Here is a 23,648-nt window from a genome sequence, read left to right as displayed (position 1 = left end):
TTGTCTTTTAAAGCAGGTGAAACGTTCGGGAAACAGCGCGCCGCGACTCTTCCGTGCAAACGACCGGGGACGAGAGAGGGCAGAGTCGTGACGGAGATCGTCGGGAAAGAGGCGCCACCGGCCGTGGCGGACGGCGGGACCGGCCGTGGCACGGACGCCGGCACGGACGGCAAACGGACGTACAACGACTGGGCGCAGAACGACACGCTGGAGGACTACTCGCTGCGGTACGCACCGAAGTCCTTCCGCCGCTGGACCCCCTACGTGGTGGCCACCACCGCGCTGGGCGGCATCGCCTATCTCGCGGACTTCGCCATCGGCGGCTCGATCGCCATCTCCAACGGCTTCTCCAGCGCGATGGTGGCGATCCTGACCGCGGCCGTGGTCATCTTCCTCACCGGCATCCCGATCTCGTACTACTCGGCCAAGTACTCCATCGACATGGACCTGTTGACCCGGGGCGCGGGCTTCGGATACCTCGGCTCGACGCTGACCTCGGTCATCTACGCCAGCTTCACCTTCATCTTCTTCGCCCTCGAAGGCTCGATCATGGCGCAGGCCCTGGAACTGGGCCTGCACATCCCGCTCGCGGTCGGGTACCTGATCTGCTCCCTCATCATCCTGCCGCTGGTCGTCTACGGCATGACCGCGCTGTCGAAGATGCAGGTGTGGACGCAGCCGGTGTGGCTGGTGCTGATGGTCGCGCCGTTCGTGTCGATCGCGATCCAGGAGCCGGGCAAGTTCTCGGAGTTCACCCACTTCGCGGGCAACTCCCCCACCGGGTCGAGCATCAGCATGCTCGGGGTGGGCGCGGGCGCCGGCGTCGCGCTGTCGCTGATCGCACAGATCGGCGAGCAGGTGGACTACCTGCGGTTCATGCCGGACAAGACGCCGGAGAACGGGAAGAAGTGGTGGGCGGCGGTGCTCTCCGCCGGTCCGGGCTGGGTGGTGCTCGGCGCGGCCAAGCAGATCGGCGGCGCCTTCCTCGCCTTCTACATCGCGGGCAGCGTGGGCCTCGCCAAGGCCAACGAGCCGATCCAGCAGTACGTGTCGGGCTTCAAGACGTTCGCGGCGCCCGTCGCGCTGGGCCTCGCCACGTTCTTCGTGATCCTCTCCCAGATAAAGATCAACTCGACGAACGCGTACTCCGGTTCGCTGTCCTGGTCGAACTTCTTCTCCCGGCTGACCCACCGTCACCCGGGCCGGGTCGTCTACATCTTCCTCAACGTCGGCATCGCGCTGGCCCTGATGGAGGGCGGTGTCTTCGGCTTCCTCAACACCGTGCTGGGCTTCTACTCCAACGTGGCGATCGCCTGGATCGGCGCGGTCGTCGCCGACCTGGTCATCAACAAGCCGCTGAAGCTGAGCCCGTCGTACATCGAGTTCAAGCGGGCCCACCTGCACAACTTCAACCCGGTCGGCTTCGGCTCGATGCTGATCGCGTCGGCGGTCTCGATCGCCGCCTACTTCAACGCCTTCGGGGCGTACGGCAAGGCGTACTCGCCGTTCATCGCGCTGTTCCTGGCGATGGTGCTCTCGCCGCTGTTCGCGGTGCTGACCAAGGGCAAGTACTACATCGCGCGCGTCGACGACCTCGAAGAGCCGCTGCTCGGCGCGGACGGGCTGCCGTCGGCGGCCACGCTGACCTGCACGGTGTGTGCGACCGACTTCGAGCGGCCGGACGTGGCGAACTGCCCGTTCCACTCCGGCGCGATCTGCTCGCTGTGCTGCAGCCTGGAGAAGGACTGCCACGACTCCTGCAAGAGCGGGCCGGTCGCGCTCGCCATGCCGACGGTACGGTCCGCCGACTGACCGCTTCCTCCGCTCACCGCTCCGGCCCGCGCCCTGTCGCGCGGGCCGGAGTTCCCGTCTGCAGGCCGTCCATCAGGAGCCTGATCTGGCGGTCGGCCTGGCCCTTCCAGTCGCCGGCCGCGTCCAGCCGCAACAGACCGCCCATGGCCCGGACCACGTCGGCCGTCGCCGCGGCCGACGTCGAACTGACCGCCGACGAGGCCGCCGCGCTGGACGGGCTGGCCGCGCGGACGGTGGGCGGCCGCTACTGAACCGACCCCGCGCGTGACCGACTCCGCGTGTGACTGCCCTCACACGGCCCGCTTCGAACTTCCCCGTCTCCGCGGCGTCCTGCCGATGTCCCAAGACCCCGCCGGACCCGGAGAAGCACATGACCACACCCCAGACCGACCCCCGGACAGGTCTTCAGACCGACCCGCTGGCCGGCGGAACGCACACCGTCGAGATCGACGGCCTCGTGCTGCGGTACCACGTGCACGGCACGGGGCCGGTGTGCGTCGCGCACTCCGGCGGGCCGGGCATCGACTGGGAGTACCTGCGCATGCCCGAGCTGGAGCGGCACCTGACGGTCGTCTACCCGGAGCCGGTCGGCAGCGGCGGCTCGGGCCGGCTGCCCTCCCACCCCGACGGCTACACGCGGGCCCGCTACAGCCGGTTCCTCGGCGCGCTCCTCGACCACCTCGGTGTCCCCGAGGTGCACCTGCTGGGCCACTCGCACGGCGGCTTCGTCGCCCAGTACCACGCCCTGCGCCACCCCGGACGGATCGCCGGGGTGATCCTGTACGAGAGCCTGCCGGTGACCGGCCCCGAGCACACCGCCGAGACCGTGCGCCAGGTCGAGGCGTTCGCCGAGCGGAACGCCGGGAACCCCGGGCTCCCCGAGGTCCTTGCCGCCTTCCGGGCCATCCCCACGGCCACCGGCGACCAGGCGCACACCGCCGTCGCCCGGGGGCTGTTCCCCGCCTGCTTCGCCGACTACTGGGGCCGGGAGCGGGAGTTCGCGCCCGTCCGGGCGGCCGTGCGGAGCACGTACGTCTCCGGTGCCGACGAGGACCTGTCCCCGATCGTCTTCGACGACCGCGCCGATCTCGGCGAACTCGCCGTTCCCGCCCTCGTGCTCGTCGGCCGCCACGACTTCATCTGCGGAGTGCGGTGGGCCGGGGAACTGCACTCCCTGATTCCCGGTTCAAAGCTGGTGGTCCTGGAGAACAGCGGGCACTTCGGCCATCTCGAGGAGCCGGTCGCCTTCGCGGACGCGGTGACCCGCTTCGTGACGGCCGCCCGCTAGCGGCTGCCCGCCCTCCCGAGAGAACCTCCGGACGGTCTGGACCGTCGGGGCCTTCTGGACCGTGCGGGCCTTCTGGGCCGTCCGGGCCGGGGAGTCGGTGGTCATGGGTTGTCGTCGCCTTCCTGCGCACGACGTGGGAAGGCCGACTTTTCCAGCGCCGGTGCGACACCGTCTTTCCAGTCGGCGCACGGATCTTTCGCGTCGGCGTACTCCGCCGCCATCAGCGGCAGCGAGAGATGGGCCATGTCGCCGGGCGGGGGCGTGCGCAGCGACCACAGGGGCGGAGGGGTGCCGTCGGCGACCGCGGCCGGGGCGTCGGTCAGGTTCATGCGCTCGCGCAGGCGGCCGTAGAAGTCCATCGCCGCGAGCCGGACCACCCGCAGCCGGGTCGGGGCGGCGTACACGCCGACCCAGTCCCCCGGCTCCAGGACGCCCCGCACCTGGCCGTCGACGCTGACCGCGGCCTGTCCCGAGCGTTCCAGGACGCGCAGGCCGACCGCCTCGTTCGGCGCGGTGACGACCGAGCGGTTGAACGTCATGTGCGGGGCGACCGGGGTGAAGACGAGGGCCTCCGCGCACGGCGAGACGACGGGGCCGCCGGCGGCGAAGCTGTACGCGGTCGAGCCGGTCGGCGTCGCCACCAGCAGCGCGTCGGCGGAGTAGGAGGCGAGCAGCCGGCCGGAGACGTAGACGCCGACGGAGACCTGGCGGTCCCGGGACAGCTTCTCCAGGACGATGTCGTTGACCGCGGCGACGTGCAGCGGGACGCCCCAGTCGGTGTCCTGCTCGCAGTCGGTGCGGACCTGGGGCGGCGGCAGCAGCGGCCCGCGGCCGTACTGCATCAGCCGCTCCATGTCGGCCGGCACCTCCAGGCGCCGGGAGGCTCGCATGGTGAGGAGCAGACGGCTGTCGACGGTGTAGCGGTCCTCGCGGATCGCGTCCAGCGCCTCCCGCACCGAGCAGACCGGCACCTCGGTCAGGAAGCCGACCCGGCCCAGGTCGACGCCGAGGACCAGCGCGTCGTTGCGGGCGGCGAGCCGGGCGCCGCGCAGGAAGGTGCCGTCCCCGCCGAGGGTGACGATCAGGTCGGGATCGCCGGCCGCCGCGACCTCCTCCCCGGAGTGGTGCCGTCCGCCGTCGTGCCACACGTCGATGTCCGTGCACCGCACGTCGTGCTCCGCGGCCCACGCCCGCACCGCACAGGCCGCCTCCACCGCCTCCCGGCGTCCGCCGTGCACCACCAGTCCGAGCCCGTTCACCGTCATCTCCGCCTCCAGGACACCACCGTGCTCAGCCGCTGCTCCCACGCTGTCACGGCACGGGCGGATCTGTCGGGCGGAGCGGGATCACAGGCCGAGGGAGATGGCCAGCCGGGTGAGTTCGGCGGTGGTGTTGATGTCGAGCTTGGCGCGGATCCGGCGGAGGTAGGCGTCGACCGTGTGCTTGGAGAGCCCCATCTGCCGGGCCGCCTGGAGGTAGGTGCAGCCCGCGGCGATGTGCTTCAGCGTCTCGCGTTCACGCGGGGCCAGCGCGACGGCGGAGGTCTCGGTGTGCCGGATGGCTGCGGTGGCGCTCATGAGGGGTTCCTTGACCGATCGATCCGATAGGGGCGATTTGTCCGTTTACGAAACCCTCACAAGGCGACGTCATGACACCGTCCTCCGAGTGTCACAGGCGCGTCACAGGAACCTCCGGGCGGGTGCGGCACGGGCGGATTGGTGCTCAGTGGCGGCCGGGATCATCCTGGGAGAGAGCCGGCCGTGCAGGTTCCGAAGGATGAGCGGCGATGGAACGACCTCCCACCCCTCCCAGCAACCCGGCGCAGACGCACGCCGTTCCGCAGCGGGCCCGCACCGCCTCGGTCACGGTCGACGGGCAGGGTGTCGTGACCGGCTGGAGCGACGGGGCCCGGCTGCTGCTGGGTTACCCGCCCGCCGAGATCCTGGGGCAGCCGGCCGCCCGGCTGCTCGCCGAACCGGGCCGCGCCGCCTGGCGGGAGGCGGCGGCCGGCGCACGCTGGAGCGGGACCGCGGCCCTGCGCCACCGCGACGGGCACCGGGTGGACCAGGACGTCCTGGTCCACCGCAGACCCGCGGGCGGACCGCCTGGCGGCGCGCCGGGCGGGCCGGAGTGGCTGGTGGTGTCCGCGGTGACCGGCCCTGCGACGGTCGCCGCCGGGCAGACGCTCGGCGAATGGGCCTTCCAGCAGTCGCCCTGTGTCGCCGCCGTCTTCGACGAGGAGCTGCGGCTCGCCCGGGCGAGCGTCGCGACGCAGCGCACGCTGTCGCTGGCGGAGGGGACGATGCGGGGGCTGCGGCTGACGGACGTCGTGCCGTACGAGGGCAGCGCCGAGGCCGAGGCGAGCATGCGGCGGGTCCTGGACGGCGCCGGACCGCAGGAGATCCGCCTCCATCTGGATCCGGCCGCCCCTGAGCGCACCTGGCACGCGCGGCTCACGCCGCTGGCCGACTCGGGCGGCCGGGTGCGGGCGGTGGCCCTGACGGCCCACGCCGACGTGTCCCAGCAGCTGGCACGGCACCGGATGCTGCTCCTGGGCGACGCCGGGGTACGCATCGGCACCAGCTCCGACGTGCAGCGCACCGCCCGGGAGCTGACCGAGGTCGCCGTCCCCGACTTCGCCGACGTGTGCGCCGTGGACCTGCTGGACGCTCCCCCGCCCGCGGACGAGGCCGCCCGGGACGACTTCCGGGGGCCCGGCGCACCGCCGCCCGACGGGGTCGCGCTGCGCCGGGCCGCCGTGCGGTCGCTGCCCGACGGGCCGCCGCTCCCCCAGCCCACCGGCGACGTGCTGCACTGCCCGCCGTGGTCGCCGTCGGGCCGGTGCCTGGCCGACGGGCGGGGCACGGTGTACCCGGGCGGCGACGAGGTCGTGAGCCGCTGGGCGCAGGAGGATCCGCGGGCCGCCGGGTGGATCCGGGAGAGCCGGGCGCACTCGCTGATGGCGGTGCCGATCAGGGCGGGCGACAGCACCTTCGGGGTGGCCCTGTTCGCCCGGAACCGGCGGACCGAGCCCTTCGACGCGGACGACCTGTGGCTGGCCGAACAGCTCGCGGCGCGCACCGCCACCAGCATCCAGAGCGCGGCACGCGCCCAGCGCCAGCACACCACCACCATGACGCTGCAGCGCAGCCTGCTGCCGCAGACCCTGCCGGCGCAGGCGGCCCTGGACATCGCCACCCGCTATCTGCCCTCGGTCGGCCGGGCCGGGGTGGGCGGCGACTGGTTCGACGTCATCCCGCTGTCCGGGACCCGGGTCGCGCTCGTCGTGGGCGATGTCGTCGGCCACGGCATGCGGGCCGCCGCCACCATGGGCCGGGTCCGCACCGCCGTCCGCACGCTGGCCGACGTCGACCTGCCGCCCGACGAACTCCTCAGCCACCTCGACGACCTGGTCGTCCACCTCTCCGCCGAGGAGGCCGGTGCCGACTCCGCCGCCGAGGCCGCCGGCGGCGTCGGCACGACCTGCCTGTACAGCGTGTACGACCCCGTCACCCGGCGGCTCTGCGTCGCCCGGGCCGGCCACCCGCCGCCCGCAGTGGTCACCGCGGGAACCGTCCGCTTCCTCGACGTCCCGGCCGGTCCCCCGCTCGGCCTCGGCGGCCTGCCCTTCGAGTCGTACGAGACGGAACTCCCCGAGGGCAGCCTGATCGCGCTCTACACCGACGGCCTGCTCGAACCCCGGGAACACGACATCGACGACGCCCTCGACACGATGTTCGCCGCGCTCGGCCGCCCCGCCGAGACCCTGGACACCGTCTGCGACCGGGTCCTGACGTCCATGCTCACCCACCGCCCCGACGACGACATCGCCCTGCTCGTCGCCCGCACCCGGGCCCTGCACGCCGACCGGGTCGCCACCTGGGAGCTGCCCTTCGACCTCGCCGCGGTCGCCGAGGCCCGCAAGCTGGCCACCGGGCAGCTGGCCGAGTGGCGGCTGGAGGAGGCCGCGTTCATCACCGAGCTCATCGTGAGCGAGATGGTCACCAACGCGTTCCGGTACGGCCGCCCGCCCGTCCGGCTCCGTCTGATCCACGACGACCACACCCTCACCTGCGAGGTCTTCGACTCCAGCGACACCGCCCCGCACATGCGCCGGGCCCACACCTACGACGAGGGCGGACGCGGACTCCTCCTGGTCGGCCAGCTGACCCAGCGCTGGGGCACCCGGCACGCCGGCACCGGCAAGACCGTCTGGGCCGAGCAGTACCTCACCGGGGACTGAGAACCGAGGGCTGGGAAGCGAGGGCTGAGAACCGAGCACGAAGAACCGAGCACGGAGAACCGGGGCCTGAGGCCGCCGGAGTGCGGCGGCTACCGGCGGAACACCGGGCGGGCCCACGCGGGCGGGCGTGGGCCGTCCGGGGCGCCCCGGCCGACGGTCGGGGTGCGGACGGTCCCGCCGACGGTCCCGTGGCCGGTCGTCGGTGCGACGTCGGCGTCCCGGTGCACGGCGTCGGCCGGCTCCCCGGCCGGACCGGAACCGTACGCGGCGCACCGCAGCGCCGCCACGAACTCCAGGCAGGAGCCGTACCGGTCCTCGGGGACCTTGGCCAGCGCCCTGGCGAACACCTCGTCGAACCCCGGCGGCAGCCCGCCCCGCACCTCGCTCAGCGCGGGCGGGGCGTCGTACTGGTGCGCCCACAGCAGCGCGATGTCCTCGTCCCGGACGAACGGCGGACCGCCGGCGAGCATCTCGAAGACCACGCAGGCGAGACTGTAGAGATCGCAGCGGCCGTCCACCGGGCGCCCCGAGATCTGCTCGGGCGCCACGTAGTCCAGGGTGCCGACGAACTCGCCGACCGTCGTGAACCCCGTCAGCGACAGCGACTTCTTGGTGAGCCCGAAGTCCGTGAGGTAGACGTGCTCGGGGTGGTCGCTGTCCGTGCCCCGCGCCACCAGCACGTTGCCCGGCTTCACGTCCCGGTGCACCAGATCGTGCTCGTGGGCCGCGTCGAGCGCGGAGGCGACCTGGGCGGCGATCCGCAGCCCCGTGTCCACCGGCAGCACGCCCTCCCGGTCCAGCAGCGCGCGCAGGTCGGGCCCCGACACGTACCGCATCGCGATGTACAGCACGCCGTCCGTCTCGCCGGCCTCGAAGATCGGCACGATGTGGGGGTGGTCGATGGCGGCGGCGACCCGCGACTCGTGCGTGAAGCGGCGGCGGAAGGTGTCGTTGCGGGCCATCTCCGGCGCCAGCAGTTTCAGGGCGACGGTCCGGTCCAGACGCAGGTCCGTGGCCCGGTAGACGACGGCCATGCCGCCGCGCCCGATCTCGCCCTGGACCTCGTAGCCCGCGATGCGCGTCGCCATCACGCTCATCGTATCCCCGGGAGATCAGACCCGCTGATCAGCAGATCGGCGGATCGGCGGCTCACGGGGGCGCCGCCTGCCAGCCGGTCCAGCGCGACACGGTCACGAGGACGACCGCGCCGGACGGCGGCCGTTCCCGGTACTGCGGGTACTTCTCGCACAGCGGCCCGACGACGGCCGGGCCGGCCGGGACCACCCGCGCCTCGCCGTCCGCCCGGACCCACCACAGACGGTCCCAGTTCTCGTCGTACGCGTCGGCGAGCAGGCACACGGACGGCTGAACGGCGATGTTGCGCAGCCGTTTGAGGTCGGGGGTGGTCTTGGGCTTGTGGTCCACGGCGGTGACGATCCCGTCGGTGCCGTACCGGGCGAAGACGACCGGCACCAGATGGGGACGGCCCCTGGCGTCCGCGGTCGCGAGCCGGGCCACCCGGGCCGCGGCGAACCGGCGTCGTGCCTCGTCCCCGGTCAGTTCCGGCATCGCGCGCCCCCGTCCTCGTCGTCTCCGGTCGTCCCCGGTCGTCCCCGTCAGGCCCGGCGCAGCGCGTCGAGCACGTCGGCGTCCGTCAGCTGCCCGAAGTCGTCGTACCACTGCCCGACCGCGCTGAAGACGGCCGGGCGGTACGGGCAGACGACGAGGTCGGCCTCGGCGGCGAGCGCGTCCAGGGAGTCGGGCGCGCCGACCGGGACGGCCAGCACGGTCCGGGCGGGGTTCCGGCTGCGTACGTGGCGCAGCGCGGCGCGGGCGGTGCAGCCGGTGGCGAGGCCGTCGTCGACGACAAGCACGGTACGGCCGCGCAGTCCCGGCGGCGGGCGGCCCTGCCGGTAGCGGCGCTCACGGCGGCGCAGTTCCTGCCGCTCCCGCTCGACGACGGGGGCGAGGGAGTCCTCGCTCAGGTCCAGGTAAGCCAGGGTGGCCCGGTCGAGGAGCGGCGGGTCGTCCCCGGCGATCGCGCCGACGCCGAACTCCTCGTGGTGCGGGGCGCCGATCTTGCGTACGACGAGCACGTCGAGCGGGGCCGGGAGCTCGCGCGCCACCTCCGCGGCGACGGCCGCCCCGCCCCGGGGCAGCGCCAGCACGATCGGGTCGGGCAGCGCGCCCTCGTCCCGCAACTCGGCCAGCACTGCGGCGAGTTCACGGCCCGCGTGGGCACGGTCCCGGTAGCGCACGGTTCGTCCTCCCCGGGCGGGGTCACGGTCTCCTACCTCCATGCTCACACCCGGAGGCACCGGAGGCCGAGCCCTCCCTTCTAACAAAATTATCATCAAAATTGTCAACAATCCTGGGCCGCCTTGCCTACAGTCAGGGACTCGGAAGAGCCGCACAGCAACCCGCTGCACAAGGAGGTCCACGGGTGGAGATCAACCGCAGAACCGTTGTCCGGGGCGCGGCAGCCATGGCCGCGTTCGGAATCGCCGAGGGCGCGGCGGGCACGGCCTTCGCCGGCACCTCGTCGTCGGGCACCTCGTCGTCGGGCAGCCCGTCGTCGGGCAGCCCGTCGAGCACGTCCTCGGCGAACCCGGCGTACTCGCTGGAGTTCGACTCCACCGCCTGGTCGTACGACTCGGCCAACGACGTGTACTACCAGCTCGGCAAGGTGTACGTCACCGACCCGGCCGCGACGGACATCGAGAGCCTGTCGATCTACGTGCCCGGCGCCTATCTCAAGGCCACCGCGAACAGCGACGGGACCACGTACACCGCGACGGTCGACCCGAAGGGCACCGTCGGCGCGTACTCGGGCCGCACGGCGCCGATCGTGATCCCGGTCAACACCCCGGGCTACGCCGCGCAGAAGCCGGCCACGTCCTACAGCTACAGCAGCGTCGCGCAGTACCTCGCGGCCGGGCACGTCTACGTGTGGCCGGGCCTGCGCGGACGGGACACCTCGACCGGCACCCGCTCCGACGCGGCTCCCTGGGGCGTGACCGACCTGAAGGCCGCGGTCCGCTTCCTGCGGTACAACCGGCGCCTCCTGCCCGGCAGCACGGACGACATCGTCCTGTTCGGCATGAGCGGCGGCGGCGCCCAGGACACCGTGGCGGGCGCGTCCGGCGACAGCCCCCTGTACCACCCGTACCTGCGCACGATCGGCGCGGCGATGGAGGACGCCGAGGGCCGCCCGCTCAGCGACGCGGTCGCCGGCGTCATGGCCTGGTGCCCGATCACCAGCCTGCACGAGGCCAACCTGTCCTACGAGTGGAACATGGGCCAGTTCGCCTCGACGGGCACCCGCGCCTCCGGCACCTGGACCAGCGCCTACTCGGCGGACCTCGCGAAGGCCTGGCCCGGGTACGTCAACCGCCTCGGTCTGCGCGACGAGCGGGGCAGGCTCCTGAAGCTGACCGAGTCCGGCAGCGGCACCCACCTGGCCGGCAGCTACTACGACCACCTGATCGAGGTGATCACCACCTCGCTGAACAACTTCCTGTCCGACACCACCTTCCCGTACACGATCACGACGATGGGCGGCCCGCCCGGATCGGGCCAGACCGGGACCTCGACCACGTACGAGACGGTCGACGACTACATCGCCTACCTCAACACGCACAGCACGTGGGTCAGTTACGACGCCACGGCCAACACCGCCACGGTCGCCGGCCTGGAGGGCTTCGTCACCAGCCAGAAGACGGCGAGCAAGCCCGTCGGCGCGTTCGACGGGTACTCCCGCGGGCAGACCGAGAACGGCGTCTTCGCGATGGGGCTGGACGCCCCGGCGCACTTCGCGCCGCTCACCCGTGACGTCGTCGCGGCGAACGAGGCGACGTACGCCACATACGCCGACTGGAGCTCCGACTACGGCTCCGCCGCGTACGACGGCGACTTCGCCAAGAAGGACAGCGTCGGCAAGGACATGGCCTGGCGGGCCGACGCGTACAACCCGCTGTACTTCCTCTCACCCGCCTTCGGCGGCTACCGCCGGTCGCGGCCGGCGCGCCACTGGCGCATCCGCACCGGCATCATGCAGGGCGACACGGCCAACACGACCGAGATCAACATCGCGCTGGCCCTGCGGAACTACGGCATCCGCGACGTCGACTTCGCCACCGTGTGGGCCCAGGGCCACACCCAGGCCGAGCGCACCGGGGACTCGACGACGAACTTCATCGACTGGGTGGAGTCCGTCACCGGGAAGTGACCGCCGGACCGGGCTCGGTACTCCGGCAGCGGGTCGCGGCGGATCGCGCCCCGAGCCGGTGCCGGAGTATGGAGTATCAGGACACGGCCCAGGCGAGGTGCAGCTCCTCCGGTGAGCGGTGGATCATCGTCGGACGCATGGTGACCGGACGGCCGTCGGCGAGCCGGAGGCCCGGCAGCCGGCGTGTCAGCTCCGCCACCGTGATGCGGAGTTGCTCGCGGGCCAGCTGGGCGCCGACGCAGGCGTGGGCGCCGAAGCCGAAGGCGAGGTGGCGGGCGGGGGCGGCCCGGGTGATGTCGAACGCGTCGGGGCGGGGGTGACGGGAGGCATCACGGTTGGCGGCACCGAAGGCGACGAACAGCTCCGCCCCGGCCGGGAGTTCGGTGCCGGCGAGGGTGACCGGGCGGGTGGCGACCCGGCGGAAGCCCTGCAACGCGCCGTCGTAGCGGGCCGCCTCCTCCACGGCCGCCGGGATCAGCTCCGGCTGCCTGCACAGCAGTTCCCACTGGTCCCGGTGGCTCAGCAGGTGCAGGACGGTGGTGCCGATCAGCGCGGTGGTGGTCAGGTGCCCGGCGATCAGCAGGTTCTGGAGGTGGGCGACGGCCTCGTGGCGCTGTTCCAGGGGGAGTTCGCCGTGGCCGGGTTCGGTCACGGAGGCGACGATCTCCGTGGCCAGGTCCTCGCGGGGGTGGGCGTAACGGTCGCGGGCACAGCGGTCGAGAGCGTGCTGCATGGCCACGACGTCCTCGGCTGCGGCGATCTGCCCGGCCTCCGGCAGCGGCCGGAACAGCAGTTCCTCGGCGCGCCGCCCGCCGTGCACGACCAGGGGCACGTCGGCGGGGTCGAGTCCGACGATCCGGCCGATGACCTCGCCCGGCAGCCGCGCTGCGTATTCCGCCATCAGCTCCACCCGGCCGTCCGCCGCGAACCCGTCGACGAGGGCGGCGGCACACTCCCGGGCGTAGGGCACGGCCGCCGCGATCCGGGAGGGTGAGAGCGCGCGCAGCAGCGGCGCCCGCAGTCGCTGGTGCCGTTCGCCGTCCGAGGTGACCACGACCGGCCGGCCGCCGAAGCCGCCGCCGAGCACGGCGAGCGCGGCGGGCGAGGGCATGACGTCGGGCCGTAACGCGTTCGCCGACGAGAACTCCTCGCTGCGTCGCAGCACTTCGCGGACGTCGGTGTCCCGGGCGACCAGCCAGGCGTCCAGTTCGGGCACCCGCACGAGCCCCTCCGCGGCCCGCGCCCGCGCGTAGAGGGGGTAGGGCTCGCGCATCAGGTCGTCGAGGCTGTGGTGTGCGTCGTGCTCGTCGTGCTCGTCGTGTGCGTCATGCCTGTCGTGCAGTTCGTGTTCCACGAGACGCCCCCCGGGACGACGACAGCGGTACGGGCCGCGTTCATGGTGCCGTACCGCCGTGCCGCCGCGACAGGGCCGGGCGCGCCCCGGTCAGAAGACGACCCACCACCCTTCGCGGGCCGCCTGCTCGGCCGTGTACGACACGCCGTGTGCCTTGAGTCCGGTGGCGTCGAGGAGGGTGATCTCACCGCCGTGGTTGCCGAGTTGGGCGCCGCCGGAGAGCGGCACGGCGAGGGCTGCGCCGGCGGCGAGGGGGCCGGCCGGTACCGCGGAGGCCTGGCCGACGCGGTCGAGGAGGCGCCAGCCGGTGAGGTCGACCGGGGCGGGCGAGGCGTTGAGGAGTGTGACGGTCTCCGCCTCGGGGGCCGGGCCGACCGGGTTGACCAGGGCGGCGACGATCCGGACCGGCTGGTCGCCGGGGGCGGGGCGGGAGGTGTCGACGTCGGGGAGGGTGTGGCCGGTGGCGTCGTCGGTGTGCCAGGCCTGGCTCTGGAAGGCGAGGAAGATCCCCACCCAGCGTTCCGCGGTCTGCCCGTCGGCGGGGAAGCGGATGAGCAGCCCGCCGTCCTGCCAGACCCCGTCGTCGGCGCTGAACCGGCCGCTGTTGCCCTGGTTCATGTGGATGTCGTGGACGCCGTTGCCGGGCAGGAAGCCGAACACCTTGTCCTTGACGCCGGTCTCGGGCCCCCAGCGCTCGCCGAACAGGTACAGCAGGGCGTCCGGGTCGTCGACGGCCCGCCGGACGTAGTGGTCGAGCAGGTCGGCCAGGTCGTTGTCCGGCCCGGAGCGGTCCGCGGGCAGGACCCGCATCTTCGCCGGGTCGAAGAGGTTGCCGCGGACGAAGTCGAGGTTGGGGCCGCCGGGACCGGACGGCAGCGTGTTCCAGCCGCTCGCCAGGCCGGTCAGGCGGGCGGTGAGGGGATGCTCGAAGTCGTCGTCGACGAGGTAGAGCAGTTCGGCGGGCTTCTCCTGCGAGAGGACGTTGACCGCGGCCCGGTAGTGGACGCCGGCGTCGTCCGTGAGGTGGATCTGGTAGTGCGGGCTGTCGGCGCCGCCCTCGCGCCGGGTGTCGACCGCCCGGGCGATCAGGACGCCATAGGTCTTCAACGGCATGTTGACCAACTCCCCGTGAAGGCAGGCGGTTTGCCCGCCATGGCGCGAATCGTACGGGGCAGGGACCGGCTCCGGCCGGGGTTGGACGAATCTGGCGTTCATGTGAACATCCCGTGTGCGACCCGCGCCCGGTGGCCGGTTCCCTACGATCGTGCCGTGGTCAATTTCCTCCTTCAGCGGACGGCTCCGCTGCCGATCGACGAGGCGTGGCGCCGGCTCACGGAGTGGTCCCGGCATGCCGACGTGGTCCCGCTGACCCGGGTCACCGTGCTCACCGATCCCCCGACCCACGAGGGCACGGTCTTCGTCGCCCGTTCCGGGTTCGGGCCCCTGTCGTTCGACGATCCCATGGAGGTGACCGTCTGGCAGCCCCCGCTGGACGGCGGCTCCGGCCGGTGCCGTCTGGTCAAGCACGGCAAGGTGGTGCTCGGCTGGGCCGAGCTGGAGGTGCACCCCGGGCCCGGCGGCCGTACCCGGGTGATCTGGCACGAGGAGCTGCGGATCCGGGGCCTGCCCTCGCTCTTCGACCCGCTGGTGCGCCGGACGTCCCGGGCCGTGTTCGGACGGGCGGTCAACTCACTCCTCCGGCGGCCGTGACGAGTGGCTGCCGGGGGCAGGCTAGGCCACCGACCCGATCCGCCGTGCCGGGAGCGGCGAGGCCGTCGCGTCGTGGTGGATCGGGGTGTGCGCCCCGGTCAGGGAGACCCCGGTGCCGCCCCGGCGGTTCGCGACGATCTCGGCCCCGATCGACAGCGCGGTCTCCTCGGGCGTACGAGCGCCGAGGTCGAGGCCGATGGGTGAGCGGAGGCGGGCCAGCTCCAGTTCCGTGACGCCGACCTCGCGCAGGCGTTCGTTGCGGTCGAGGTGGGTGCGGCGGGAGCCCATCGCGCCGACGTAGGCCACCGGCAGGCGGAGGGCGAGCCGGAGCAGCGGGACGTCGAACTTGGCGTCGTGGGTGAGGACGCACAGCACGGTACGGCCGTCGACCTCCGCGCGCTCCAGGTACCGGTGCGGCCACTCGACGACGATCTCGTCGGCCTCCGGGAAACGGTTCCGCGTCGCGAAGACGGGCCGCGCGTCGCACACCGTCACCCGGTAGCCGAGGAACTTGCCGACCCGGACCAGCGCGGACGCGAAGTCGATCGCACCGAAGACGATCATCCGGGGCGGCGGGACCGACGACTCGACCAGCACCGTGAGCGGTGCTCCGCACCGAGAGCCCTGCTCTCCGATCTCCAGGGTGCCGGTGCGGCCCGCGTCCAGGAAGGCGGCGGCCTCGGCGGCGACCGTACGGTCCAGCTCGGGATGGGCGCCGAAACCGCCCTGGTGGGCTCCGTGGGCGTCCACCAGGACGGCCCGGCCCAGCAGCTCCGCCGGCCCGGTGACGACCCGTGCGAGGGCCGCCGCCGACCCGCGCGCGGCCGCGGCCAGCGCGGCGGCGACCACCGGCCGGGCGGGGTCGTCCGCCCGGACCGGGGTGACGAGGATGTCGATGACGCCGCCGCAGGTCAGGCCGACGGCGAACGCGTCCTCGTCGCTGTACCCGAAGCGCTCCAGAACGGTCTCCCCGTCCTCCAGCGCCTGCCGGCACAGCTCGTACACGGCGCCCTCCACACACCCGCCGGACACCGAGCCGACGGCGGTCCCCTCGCCGTCCACGGCAAGGGCGGCACCGGGCTGCCGCGGCGCACTCCCCCCGACCGCCACCACCGTGGCCACGGCGAAGTCACGTCCGTCCGCGACCCACCGGTTCAGCTCCTCGGCGATGTCCAGCATGTCTCGGTCTCCTTCTCACATGGTCAGGGACAGCGCGCCCCGAAGGGGCGCGGGGAACTGCGCGACCAGCCCCGACGGACCCGCGGACAACGACCGACCGCAGCCCCGTCACGGCTCTCCCAGCGGAGCGACCTAGTGGACGCCCAACCAGCTCTCAATGGGATGGAGGGCGAAATAGACCAGGAAGATCCCCGTCAGCCCCCACATGAATGCCCCGATCTCCCGCGCCCGGCCCTGAGCTGCCTTGATGGCGGTGTACGAGATCACCCCCGCGGCCACACCCGTGGTGATCGTGTACGTGAACGGCATCAGAACGACCGTCAGGAACACCGGAATGGCGGTGGCCCGGTCGGCCCAGTCCACGTGCCGGGCGTTCATCAGCATCATCGCGCCGATGACCACCAGGGCGGCCGACGCGACCTCCTGCGGCACGATCGCGGTGAGCGGCGTGAAGAACAGACAGGCCGCGAAGAACAGGCCGGTGACGACGGAGGCCAGACCCGTACGGGCGCCCTCTCCGACACCGGTCGCCGACTCGATGAACACGGTCTGCCCGGAGCCGCCCGCGACCCCGCCGATCGCGCCGCCCGCGCCGTCGATGAACAGCGCCTTGGACAGGCCCGGCATCCGGCCCTTGTCGTCGGCCAGCTGCGCCTCGGTGCCGACGCCGATGATGGTGGCCATCGCGTCGAAGAACCCGGCGAGCACCAGGGTGAAGACGATCATCGCCACGGTCATCGCGCCGACCTTGCCCCAGCCGCCGAACTCGACGTGCCCGAAGAGCGAGAAGTCCGGCATGGAGACGGCGGAACCGTGCAGTTCGGGGGCGGCGCCGCCGGCCCACTGCTTGGGGTCGATGACCCCCAGGCCGTTGAGCACGGCCGCCACGACCGTGCCGCCGATGATGCCGATCAGGATGGCCCCGGGGACGTTCCGGGCCTGGAGCATGAAGATCAGCAGCAGGGTGCCGGCGAAGAGCAGCACCGGCCAGCCGGCCAGTTCGCCGGCGGGGCCGAGGGTGACCGGGGTGGCCTTGCCCTGGTGCACGAAGCCGGACTTGTAGAAGCCGATGAGGGCGATGAACAGGCCGATGCCCATGGTGATGCCGTGTTTGAGCGCGAGCGGGATCGCGTTCATGATCATCTCGCGCAGGCCGGTGACGACCAGGAGCATGATGACGACGCCGTACATCACGCACATGCCCATCGCCTGCGGCCAGGTCATCTGCGGGGCGACCTGCGAGGAGAGCACGCCGGAGACGGAGAGGCCGGCGGCGAGCGCGAGGGGCACCTTGCCGACGAGGCCCATCAGCAGCGTGGTGAAGGCCGCCGCGAACGCCGTCGCGGTGATCAGCGCCTTCTGGCCGAGGATGTCCCCGGCCGCGTCCTTGCCGGACAGGATCAGGGGGTTGAGCAGGAGGATGTACGCCATCGCCATGAAGGTGGTGACGCCGCCGCGCACTTCACGCGCGACGCTCGATCCCCGCCGGGATATGTGGAAGTACCGGTCGAGCCAGGACCGTCCGGCCGGGACGCGGGTGCCTTCTCCCGCGTCTTCGGCCGTCGCCCTGGGTTCGAGTGACTGCTGGGTCATGGTGCCGTCTCCCAAGGTTCACAGGGGCCCCCGTGCCCGCCGATGCCTTCGGCGGTACGCGGGATTTGGGAAGTGCATGACCCGGGGGACGGCCCGGAGGTGCACGCTTCGGGGGTTGGCGCCGGGGAGTTGAGCAGGTGCCCGGCGCCGGGGTGCCGCGGTGCGGCGTGGCCGCAGGCCGCGGCCACGCCCTGGTTACGCGTTGCCCGTCAGGTGTTCCGGGCGGACCGGTGTCCTGTTGAGCTCCAGACCGGTCGCGTTGCGGATCGCCGCGAGGACCGCCGGGGTCGAGGACAGGGTCGGGGCCTCGCCGATGCCGCGGAGCCCGTACGGGGCGTGGTCGTCGGCGAGTTCGAGGACGTCGACCGGGATGGTCGGCGTGTCGAGGATGGTCGGGATCAGGTAGTCCGTGAAGGACGGGTTCCTGACCTTCGCGGTCTTCGGGTCGACGATGATCTCCTCCATCACCGCGATGCCCAGGCCCTGGGTCGTACCGCCCTGGATCTGGCCGACGACGGAGAGCGGGTTGAGCGCCTTGCCGACGTCCTGGGCGCAGGCCAGCTCGATCACCTTCACCAGGCCCAGTTCGGTGTCGACCTCGACGACCGCGCGGTGCGCGGCGAAGCTGTACTGGACATGGCCGTTGCCCTGCCCGGTGTGCAGGTCGAAGGGGACGGTCGCCCGGTGCCGCCACTCCGCCTCGATCTCCACGGCCTCCTCGCCGAGGACGTCCACCAGGTCGGCGAGGACCTCGCCGCCGTCGGTGACGACCTTGCCGCCCTCCAGGAGCAGTTCGGCGGTGGCCCAGGCCGGGTGGTACGTGCCGAACCTGCGGCGGCCCAGCTCCAGGACCTTCTCCCGGACCAGCTCGCAGGAGTTCTTCACGGCGCCGCCGGTGACGTACGTCTGCCGGGAGGCCGAGGTCGAACCGGCAGAGCCCACCTCGGTGTTGGCGGGGTGGATGGTCACCTGGGCGACGCCCAGCTCGGTCCGGGCGATCTGCGCGTGGACGGTGACGCCGCCCTGCCCGACCTCCGCCATCGCGGTGTGCACGACGGCCACCGGCTCGCCGCCGGCCACCTCCATGCGCACCCGCGCGGTCGAGTAGTCGTCGAACCCCTCGGAGAAGCCGACGTTCTTGATGCCGACCGCGTATCCGATGCCGCGTACGACACCTTCGCCGTGCGTGGTGTTGGACAGCCCTCCGGGCAGCTGCCGTACGTCGGCGCCCTCGCTGCTCTCCCACTGGCGCTCGGGCGGCAGGGGCATCGCGGTGACCCGGCGCAGGAGTTCGGCGACCGGGGCGGGCGAGTCGACCGGCTGCCCGGTCGGCATGAGCGTGCCCTGCTCCATGGCGTTCAGCTTCCTGAACTCCACCGGGTCCATGCCGAGTTGCTTCGCGACCTTGTCCATCTGGGCCTCGTAGGCGAAGCACGCCTGGACCGCGCCGAAGCCGCGCATCGCGCCGCACGGCGGGTTGTTGGTGTAGAGGGCGATGGCCTCGATCTCGACGTCGTCGACGACGTAGGGCCCGATGCCGAGCGAGGAGGCGTTGCCGACCACGGCCGGGGAGGCGGAGGCGTACGCGCCGCCGTCGAGCACGATCCGGCACTTGACGTGCGTCAACTTGCCCTCGCGGGTGGCCCCGTGCTCGTAGTAGAGGCGGGCCGGGTGGCGGTGGACGTGCCCGAAGAAGGACTCGAAGCGGTTGTAGACGATCTTGACCGGCTTGCCGGTGCGCAGCGCCAGCAGGCAGGCGTGGATCTGCATCGACAGGTCCTCGCGGCCACCGAACGCGCCGCCGACGCCGGAGAGCGTCATCCGCACCTTGTCCTCGGGCAGGCCGAGGACGGGCGCGATCTGGCGCAGGTCGCTGTGCAGCCACTGGGTGGCGATGTAGAGGTGGACGCCGCCGTCCTCCTCGGGGACCGCGAGGCCGGACTCGGGGCCGAGGAAGGCCTGGTCCTGCATGCCGAAGTAGTACTCGCCCTTGACGATGACGTCGGCGCGCTTCGCGGCCTCGTCGGCGTCGCCGCGGACGATCGGCTGACGGTGCACGATGTTGGGGTGCGGGACGTGGCCGATGTGGTGGTCGTCGCGGTTCTCGTGGACGTGGATCGCGTCCGGGGCGGTGGCGGAGGCCTCGTCGGTGATGACGGGCAGCTCGCGGTACTCGACCTTGATCTTGGCGGCTGCCCGGCGGGCGGTCTCCGGGTGGTCGGCGGCGACGATGGCGACCGGTTCGCCGTGGTGGCGTACCTTGCCGTGCGCGAGGACCGGGGTGTCCTGGATCTCCAGGCCGTAGTTCTTCACCTCGGTGGGCAGGTCGTCGTAGGTCATGACGGCGTAGACGCCGGGCTGGGCGAGTGCCTCGCCGGTGTCGATCGAGACGATCTCGGCGTGCGCGACCGTGGAGCGGAGGATCTGGCCCCAGAGCATGTCCTCGTGCCACATGTCGGACGAGTACGCGAACTCGCCGGTGACCTTGAGAGTGCCGTCGGGGCGGAGGGTGGACTCGCCGATGCCGCCCCTGGTCTGGGAACCCTGGGTGACCTTGGTGGGCGTGCCGAGGGGCGCGCTGTTGCTGGGCATCCGGTTCAGACCGCCTCTCCCTGCCGGGCGGCCGCGAGGCGGACCGCGTCCATGATCTTCTCGTAGCCGGTGCAGCGGCACAGGTTGCCCGAGAGCGCCTCGCGGATGTCCGCGTCGCTCGGGTTGGGGTTGCGCTCCAGCATCTCGTCGGCGGCGACCAGGAGGCCGGGGGTGCAGAAGCCGCACTGGACGGCGCCGGCGTCGATGAAGGCCTGCTGGACGGGGGAGAGTCGGGTGCGTTCGCCGGTCTGGGAGTCGGCGGGGGGCTTGGGCTGCCAGCTCTGTGAGCTGTCACGCGTGACATGTGACATAGCACCGGCAGAGTCGTCCGTCCCGCCCCCGCAGGCCCGCCGCTCCGCGAACTCCGCCAGCCCCTCCACGGTGACGACCTCCCGCCCCTCCACCTGCCCCGCCGCGACCAGGCAGGAGCACACGGGCACGCCGTCCAGGCGGACGGTGCAGGAGCCGCACTCGCCCTGTTCGCAGGCGTTCTTGGAGCCGGGCAGGCCGAGCCGTTCCCGCAGCACGTACAGCAGGGACTCGCCCTCCCAGACGTCGTCGGCTTCCTGCGGTCGTCCGTTGACGGTGAAGTTGACGCGCATCAGGCGACACTCCCCTTCTGAAAAGTAGTGCCGCGGTACGACTCCCAGGTCCAGGTGAGCGTCCGGCGGGCCATCACGCCGACCGCGTGCCGGCGGTAGCTCGCGGTGCCCCGGACGTCGTCGATCGGGTTGCAGGCGGCGGCGCACAGGTCCGCGAACTGCTTGGCGACGGACGGGGTGATGATCTTCCCGTTGTCCCAGAAGCCGCCCTCGTCGAGCGCGGCGTTGAGGAAGTCCTCGGCGGTCTTCGCGCGCACGGGCGTCGGGGCGGCCGAGCCGATCCCGGTCCGCACGGTCCGCGTCCCGGGGTGCAGGGCGAGCCCGAAGGCGCACACGGCGATCACCATGGCGTTGCGCGTGCCGACCTTGGAGTACTGCTGCGGTCCGTCGGCCTTCTGCACGTGGACCGCGCGGATCAGTTCGTCGGGGGCGAGGGCGTTGCGCTTGACGCCGGTGTAGAAGTCGTCGATGGGGATGAGCCGGGTGCCGCGCACCGACTCGGCCTCGACCTGGGCGCCGGCCGCGAGCAGCGCGGGGTGGGCGTCGCCGGCCGGGGAGGCGGTGCCGAGGTTGCCGCCGACGCCGCCGCGGTTGCGGATCTGCGGGGAGGCGACGGTATGCGAGGCGAGGGCGAGACCGGGGAGTTCGGCGCGGAGGTTCTCCATGATGCGGGTGTACGGGACGGAGGCGCCGAGCCGTACGCTCTCCTCGCCGACCTCCCATTCGTAGAGATCGCCGATGCGGTTGAGATCGAGGAGGTACTCGGGCCGGCGGTGGTCGAAGTTGATCTCGACCATCACATCGGTGCCACCCGCGATCGGCACTGCGGTGGGGTGCTCGGCCTTCGTGGCGAGCGCCTCCTCCCAGCTGGCGGGGCGAAGGAAGTCCATGACCGGCTCTCTTCTCCGTCTCGTGAGTCTCGTGAGTCGTGCGGATTGAGCCAATCCGTGTGCGGCGGGCCCGGCTCGTTCATGTCCTGTTAACGCGGAATGACGCCAGTACACCGCCCCTTACTCCAGCGGGGTCAGTCACTGAAACCATGAAGGAGTTGGCTGGCCAGCACGGGCATCTTGTAGATTCGTATGAACGGAGGTCATCAGTAACCTCTTGGTTTTCCTGTGGAAACGCAGGAAACGCCCTGGCGACCACCGGTCGCGGCCCGGCAGCCCTTGGTGACGGCCCGCGGGGGCGCCCGCCGGGTGCCTTCCCCGTGACCCTTCAAGATTCATCGTAGATTTCGAGACACAGAACGGCGGCGACGAGATGCGGCTGCGCGCACTGCTGGACACCGATGCGCTGGGCCTGCGGCTGCTCGGCGGCGAGGACGAGCTGGACCGTACCGTGCGCGGGGTGATGACCACCGACCTGCGCGACCCGAGCCGCTACCTGTCCGGCGGCGAGCTGGTGCTGACGGGCCTGGCGTGGCGCCGGGACGCGGCGGACTCCGAGCCGTTCGTACGGCTGCTGGTGCAGGCCGGGGTGGTGGCGCTGGCGGCCGGTGAGGCGGAGCTGGGGGCCGTCCCGGACGACCTGGCCGCGGCCTGCGCGCGCCACCGCCTCCCGCTCTTCGCGGTGCACGAGTCGGTGGCGTTCGCAACGATCACCGAGCATGTCGTACGGCAGGTCAGCGGCGAGCGCGCCGGGGATCTGGCGGCAGTGGTGGACCGGCACCGGCGGATGATGACCTCGGGTCCGGCGGGCGGCGGGCCCGACGTGGTCCTGGACCTGCTCGGTTCCGATCTGGACCTGCGTGCCTGGGTGCTGTCCCCGGCGGGCCGTCTGATCGCGGGCTCCAAGGTGTCGGGGCCCGCGCTGCCCGCCGAGACCTGCGCCGGTCTGGCCGCCGAGCACCTGGCCGCCACCCGCACCGGCCGTCGCGGCCCGCACCGCGTGCTGCTCGGCGGCACGACCTACTCCCTGTTCCCGATCCGCGCCAGCGGCCGTTCCGCGCAGGGCGCGCGGGACGTGCGGGAGACCGTGCTGTCGGACTGGCTGCTCGCGGTGGAGGCGGACGCCGGCGACTGGCCCGAGGAGCGGCTGGACCTGCTCCAGGGCGTCACCCAGCTGATCGCCGTGGAGCGCGACCGCCGTGACGCGGCCCGCACGGTGCGGCGCAGGCTCGCGCAGGAGGTGCTGGAGCTGGTGCAGACGGGCGCGGCCCCGGCCGAGATCGCGGCCCGGCTGCGGGTGGCCGCGCCGGTCCTGCTGCCCGGGCTCGGGGCGGCCCCGCACTGGCAGGTGGTCGTGGCCCGGGCCGAGTGGGACGGCGGGGAGGTCGAGGGGGGCCCGGTCGCGCAGTCCCTCCTGGAGGAGATCCTGGTCGACCCGGTGGCGACCGGCCCGGAGCCCTCCGACCGGATAGCGGTGGCGCACACCGGCGACGAGGCGATCGCCCTCGTGCCGCTGCCCGCCGTCACCGCCGAGCACGACGGCTCCGAATCCGGCATCCACGCCGACGTCCTCCTGGAGGCCGTACGGGGCCCGCTGGCGGCGGGTCTCGACGACGACGGCCGGGTCACCCTCGGCGTCAGCGCGGCCGTGCATTCGGCGGAGGGGCTGCGCGGCGCGCTGGAGGAGGCCCGGCACGCCCGCCGGGTGGCGGCGGCCCGCCCGGGCCGGGTCTGCGCGGCCGGTCACCAGGAGCTGGCCTCGCACGTCCTGCTGCTCCCGTTCGTCCCCGACGACGTCCGCCGCGCGTTCACCGCCCGCCTCCTGGATCCGCTGCACGACTACGACCGCCGCCACCGGGCCGAACTGATCCCCACCCTGGAGGCGTTCCTCGACTGCGACGGCTCCTGGACCCGCTGCGCCACCCGCCTCCACCTGCACGTCAACACGCTGCGCTATCGCGTGGGGAGGATCGAGCAGTTGACGGGCCGGGACCTGTCCCGGCTGGAGGACAAGCTCGATTTCTTCTTGGCGTTGCGGATGAGTTGAGGTCACGCGGGCGTGCGACCGGGTCGCGCCAAGTGCCGTCGCCGTCCCACGACTTTGTGAAATTATTCACCCACCCTCTTGGCCCCGCGCGGCGATCGGTGCTGGAATGC

General features: G+C 72.4%; 19 protein-coding genes. 6 read left to right on the top strand and 13 right to left on the bottom strand.

All coding sequences use genetic code 11. The features are described from left to right. The first annotated feature begins 87 nt into the window (after positions 1-87). Positions 88-1,812: a hypothetical protein gene (locus ACGF5O_RS16620; RefSeq protein ID WP_393810592.1), complete on the top strand. Its 1,725-nt coding sequence runs from the start codon at positions 88-90 to the stop codon at positions 1,810-1,812. A 13-nt stretch (positions 1,813-1,825) separates the two neighbouring features. Here the strand turns inward: ACGF5O_RS16620 and ACGF5O_RS16615 are convergent, their stop codons facing one another. Continuing rightward, positions 1,826-1,957: a hypothetical protein gene (locus tag ACGF5O_RS16615; protein WP_393810591.1), complete on the bottom strand. Its 132-nt coding sequence runs from the start codon at positions 1,955-1,957 to the stop codon at positions 1,826-1,828. 225 nt (positions 1,958-2,182) lie between these two features. Between ACGF5O_RS16615 and ACGF5O_RS16610 the strand changes: the two genes are divergently transcribed. Beyond that, on the top strand, positions 2,183-3,100 hold the full coding sequence (locus tag ACGF5O_RS16610; protein WP_393810590.1) for an alpha/beta fold hydrolase: 918 nt from the start codon (positions 2,183-2,185) through the stop codon (positions 3,098-3,100). 101 nt (positions 3,101-3,201) lie between these two features. Here ACGF5O_RS16610 and ACGF5O_RS16605 read toward each other — a convergent pair whose 3' ends face one another. Next, positions 3,202-4,365, bottom strand: coding sequence for an NAD(+)/NADH kinase (locus ACGF5O_RS16605; RefSeq protein ID WP_393810632.1), 1,164 nt, complete (start codon positions 4,363-4,365; stop codon positions 3,202-3,204). An 81-nt stretch (positions 4,366-4,446) separates the two neighbouring features. After that, positions 4,447-4,677: a response regulator transcription factor gene (locus tag ACGF5O_RS16600; RefSeq protein ID WP_393810589.1), complete on the bottom strand. Its 231-nt coding sequence runs from the start codon at positions 4,675-4,677 to the stop codon at positions 4,447-4,449. A gap of 209 nt (positions 4,678-4,886) precedes the next feature. Here ACGF5O_RS16600 and ACGF5O_RS16595 point away from each other — a divergent pair, with 209 nt between their 5' ends. Next, complete coding sequence (locus ACGF5O_RS16595) at positions 4,887-7,343, top strand: SpoIIE family protein phosphatase (RefSeq protein ID WP_393810588.1); 2,457 nt, start codon at positions 4,887-4,889, stop codon at positions 7,341-7,343. A gap of 89 nt (positions 7,344-7,432) precedes the next feature. Here the strand turns inward: ACGF5O_RS16595 and ACGF5O_RS16590 are convergent, their stop codons facing one another. From ACGF5O_RS16590 to ACGF5O_RS16580, 3 genes are all read right to left on the bottom strand, one after another. Beyond that, complete coding sequence (locus tag ACGF5O_RS16590; RefSeq protein ID WP_393810587.1) at positions 7,433-8,431, bottom strand: serine/threonine-protein kinase; 999 nt, start codon at positions 8,429-8,431, stop codon at positions 7,433-7,435. A gap of 61 nt (positions 8,432-8,492) precedes the next feature. Continuing rightward, positions 8,493-8,912, bottom strand: coding sequence for a TIGR03668 family PPOX class F420-dependent oxidoreductase (locus ACGF5O_RS16585; protein WP_393810586.1), 420 nt, complete (start codon positions 8,910-8,912; stop codon positions 8,493-8,495). Positions 8,913-8,959: 47 nt separating this feature from the next. Beyond that, positions 8,960-9,601 carry a phosphoribosyltransferase gene (locus ACGF5O_RS16580; protein WP_393810585.1) on the bottom strand — a complete coding sequence of 214 codons (642 nt, stop codon included), beginning with the start codon at positions 9,599-9,601 and terminating at the stop codon, positions 8,960-8,962. A gap of 185 nt (positions 9,602-9,786) precedes the next feature. Between ACGF5O_RS16580 and ACGF5O_RS16575 the strand changes: the two genes are divergently transcribed. Continuing rightward, positions 9,787-11,571 (top strand): esterase, encoded by a 1,785-nt coding sequence (locus tag ACGF5O_RS16575; protein ID WP_393810584.1) that lies wholly within the window; start codon positions 9,787-9,789, stop codon positions 11,569-11,571. A 76-nt stretch (positions 11,572-11,647) separates the two neighbouring features. On the opposite strand, the gene ACGF5O_RS16570 is transcribed toward ACGF5O_RS16575, so the two are convergent. Beyond that, positions 11,648-12,844, bottom strand: coding sequence for a cytochrome P450 (locus tag ACGF5O_RS16570; protein WP_393810631.1), 1,197 nt, complete (start codon positions 12,842-12,844; stop codon positions 11,648-11,650). Between the two features lie 171 nt (positions 12,845-13,015). Further along, a complete protein-coding gene (locus tag ACGF5O_RS16565; RefSeq protein WP_393810583.1) occupies positions 13,016-14,038 on the bottom strand; it encodes a DUF2278 family protein in 1,023 nt (340 codons plus the stop codon). 156 nt (positions 14,039-14,194) lie between these two features. Between ACGF5O_RS16565 and ACGF5O_RS16560 the strand changes: the two genes are divergently transcribed. Then, the gene (locus ACGF5O_RS16560) at positions 14,195-14,635 is read left to right on the top strand and encodes an SRPBCC family protein (RefSeq protein WP_393810582.1); all 441 of its coding nucleotides are present in this window, start codon (positions 14,195-14,197) and stop codon (positions 14,633-14,635) included. 21 nt (positions 14,636-14,656) lie between these two features. On the opposite strand, the gene ACGF5O_RS16555 is transcribed toward ACGF5O_RS16560, so the two are convergent. The 5 genes from ACGF5O_RS16555 to ACGF5O_RS16535 all read right to left on the bottom strand — a co-directional run bounded on the left by ACGF5O_RS16555 (position 14,657) and on the right by ACGF5O_RS16535 (position 21,491). After that, a complete protein-coding gene (locus tag ACGF5O_RS16555) occupies positions 14,657-15,814 on the bottom strand; it encodes an XdhC family protein (protein WP_393810581.1) in 1,158 nt (385 codons plus the stop codon). A 132-nt stretch (positions 15,815-15,946) separates the two neighbouring features. After that, the gene (locus tag ACGF5O_RS16550; RefSeq protein WP_393810580.1) at positions 15,947-17,407 is read right to left on the bottom strand and encodes an NCS2 family permease; all 1,461 of its coding nucleotides are present in this window, start codon (positions 17,405-17,407) and stop codon (positions 15,947-15,949) included. 195 nt (positions 17,408-17,602) lie between these two features. Continuing rightward, positions 17,603-19,999 carry a xanthine dehydrogenase family protein molybdopterin-binding subunit gene (locus ACGF5O_RS16545; RefSeq protein WP_393810579.1) on the bottom strand — a complete coding sequence of 799 codons (2,397 nt, stop codon included), beginning with the start codon at positions 19,997-19,999 and terminating at the stop codon, positions 17,603-17,605. 5 nt (positions 20,000-20,004) lie between these two features. Then, complete coding sequence (locus tag ACGF5O_RS16540; protein ID WP_393810578.1) at positions 20,005-20,601, bottom strand: (2Fe-2S)-binding protein; 597 nt, start codon at positions 20,599-20,601, stop codon at positions 20,005-20,007. After that, on the bottom strand, positions 20,601-21,491 hold the full coding sequence (locus ACGF5O_RS16535; RefSeq protein ID WP_393810577.1) for an FAD binding domain-containing protein: 891 nt from the start codon (positions 21,489-21,491) through the stop codon (positions 20,601-20,603). Before ACGF5O_RS16535 ends, ACGF5O_RS16540 begins: the two co-directional genes overlap by 1 nt. A 373-nt stretch (positions 21,492-21,864) precedes the next feature. Between ACGF5O_RS16535 and ACGF5O_RS16530 the strand changes: the two genes are divergently transcribed. Then, positions 21,865-23,538, top strand: a complete 1,674-nt coding sequence (locus ACGF5O_RS16530; protein WP_393810576.1) for a PucR family transcriptional regulator — start codon at positions 21,865-21,867, stop codon at positions 23,536-23,538. Positions 23,539-23,648: the final 110 nt, after the last annotated feature.

Source organism: Streptomyces sp. NPDC048291 (assembly GCF_043201715.1).
GTDB lineage: Bacteria > Actinomycetota > Actinomycetes > Streptomycetales > Streptomycetaceae > Streptomyces.
This window is presented reverse-complemented; position numbering and strand designations above follow the sequence as displayed.

What these genes read in the sequence shown, in the direction of transcription:
- ACGF5O_RS16555 (WP_393810581.1), bottom strand. Translation starts at nt 15,814, where the DNA reads ATGCTGGACATCGCCGAGGAGCTGAACCGGTGGGTCGCGGACGGACGT.
- ACGF5O_RS16550 (WP_393810580.1), bottom strand. Translation starts at nt 17,407, where the DNA reads ATGACCCAGCAGTCACTCGAACCCAGGGCGACGGCCGAAGACGCGGGA.
- ACGF5O_RS16600 (WP_393810589.1), bottom strand. Translation starts at nt 4,677, where the DNA reads ATGAGCGCCACCGCAGCCATCCGGCACACCGAGACCTCCGCCGTCGCG.
- ACGF5O_RS16530 (WP_393810576.1), top strand. Translation starts at nt 21,865, where the DNA reads ATGCGGCTGCGCGCACTGCTGGACACCGATGCGCTGGGCCTGCGGCTG.
- ACGF5O_RS16570 (WP_393810631.1), bottom strand. Translation starts at nt 12,844, where the DNA reads ATGCGCGAGCCCTACCCCCTCTACGCGCGGGCGCGGGCCGCGGAGGGG.
- ACGF5O_RS16590 (WP_393810587.1), bottom strand. Translation starts at nt 8,431, where the DNA reads ATGGCGACGCGCATCGCGGGCTACGAGGTCCAGGGCGAGATCGGGCGC.
- ACGF5O_RS16585 (WP_393810586.1), bottom strand. Translation starts at nt 8,912, where the DNA reads ATGCCGGAACTGACCGGGGACGAGGCACGACGCCGGTTCGCCGCGGCC.
- ACGF5O_RS16545 (WP_393810579.1), bottom strand. Translation starts at nt 19,999, where the DNA reads ATGCCCAGCAACAGCGCGCCCCTCGGCACGCCCACCAAGGTCACCCAG.
- ACGF5O_RS16540 (WP_393810578.1), bottom strand. Translation starts at nt 20,601, where the DNA reads ATGCGCGTCAACTTCACCGTCAACGGACGACCGCAGGAAGCCGACGAC.
- ACGF5O_RS16615 (WP_393810591.1), bottom strand. Translation starts at nt 1,957, where the DNA reads ATGGGCGGTCTGTTGCGGCTGGACGCGGCCGGCGACTGGAAGGGCCAG.
- ACGF5O_RS16535 (WP_393810577.1), bottom strand. Translation starts at nt 21,491, where the DNA reads ATGGACTTCCTTCGCCCCGCCAGCTGGGAGGAGGCGCTCGCCACGAAG.
- ACGF5O_RS16595 (WP_393810588.1), top strand. Translation starts at nt 4,887, where the DNA reads ATGGAACGACCTCCCACCCCTCCCAGCAACCCGGCGCAGACGCACGCC.
- ACGF5O_RS16565 (WP_393810583.1), bottom strand. Translation starts at nt 14,038, where the DNA reads ATGCCGTTGAAGACCTATGGCGTCCTGATCGCCCGGGCGGTCGACACC.
- ACGF5O_RS16605 (WP_393810632.1), bottom strand. Translation starts at nt 4,365, where the DNA reads ATGACGGTGAACGGGCTCGGACTGGTGGTGCACGGCGGACGCCGGGAG.
- ACGF5O_RS16610 (WP_393810590.1), top strand. Translation starts at nt 2,183, where the DNA reads ATGACCACACCCCAGACCGACCCCCGGACAGGTCTTCAGACCGACCCG.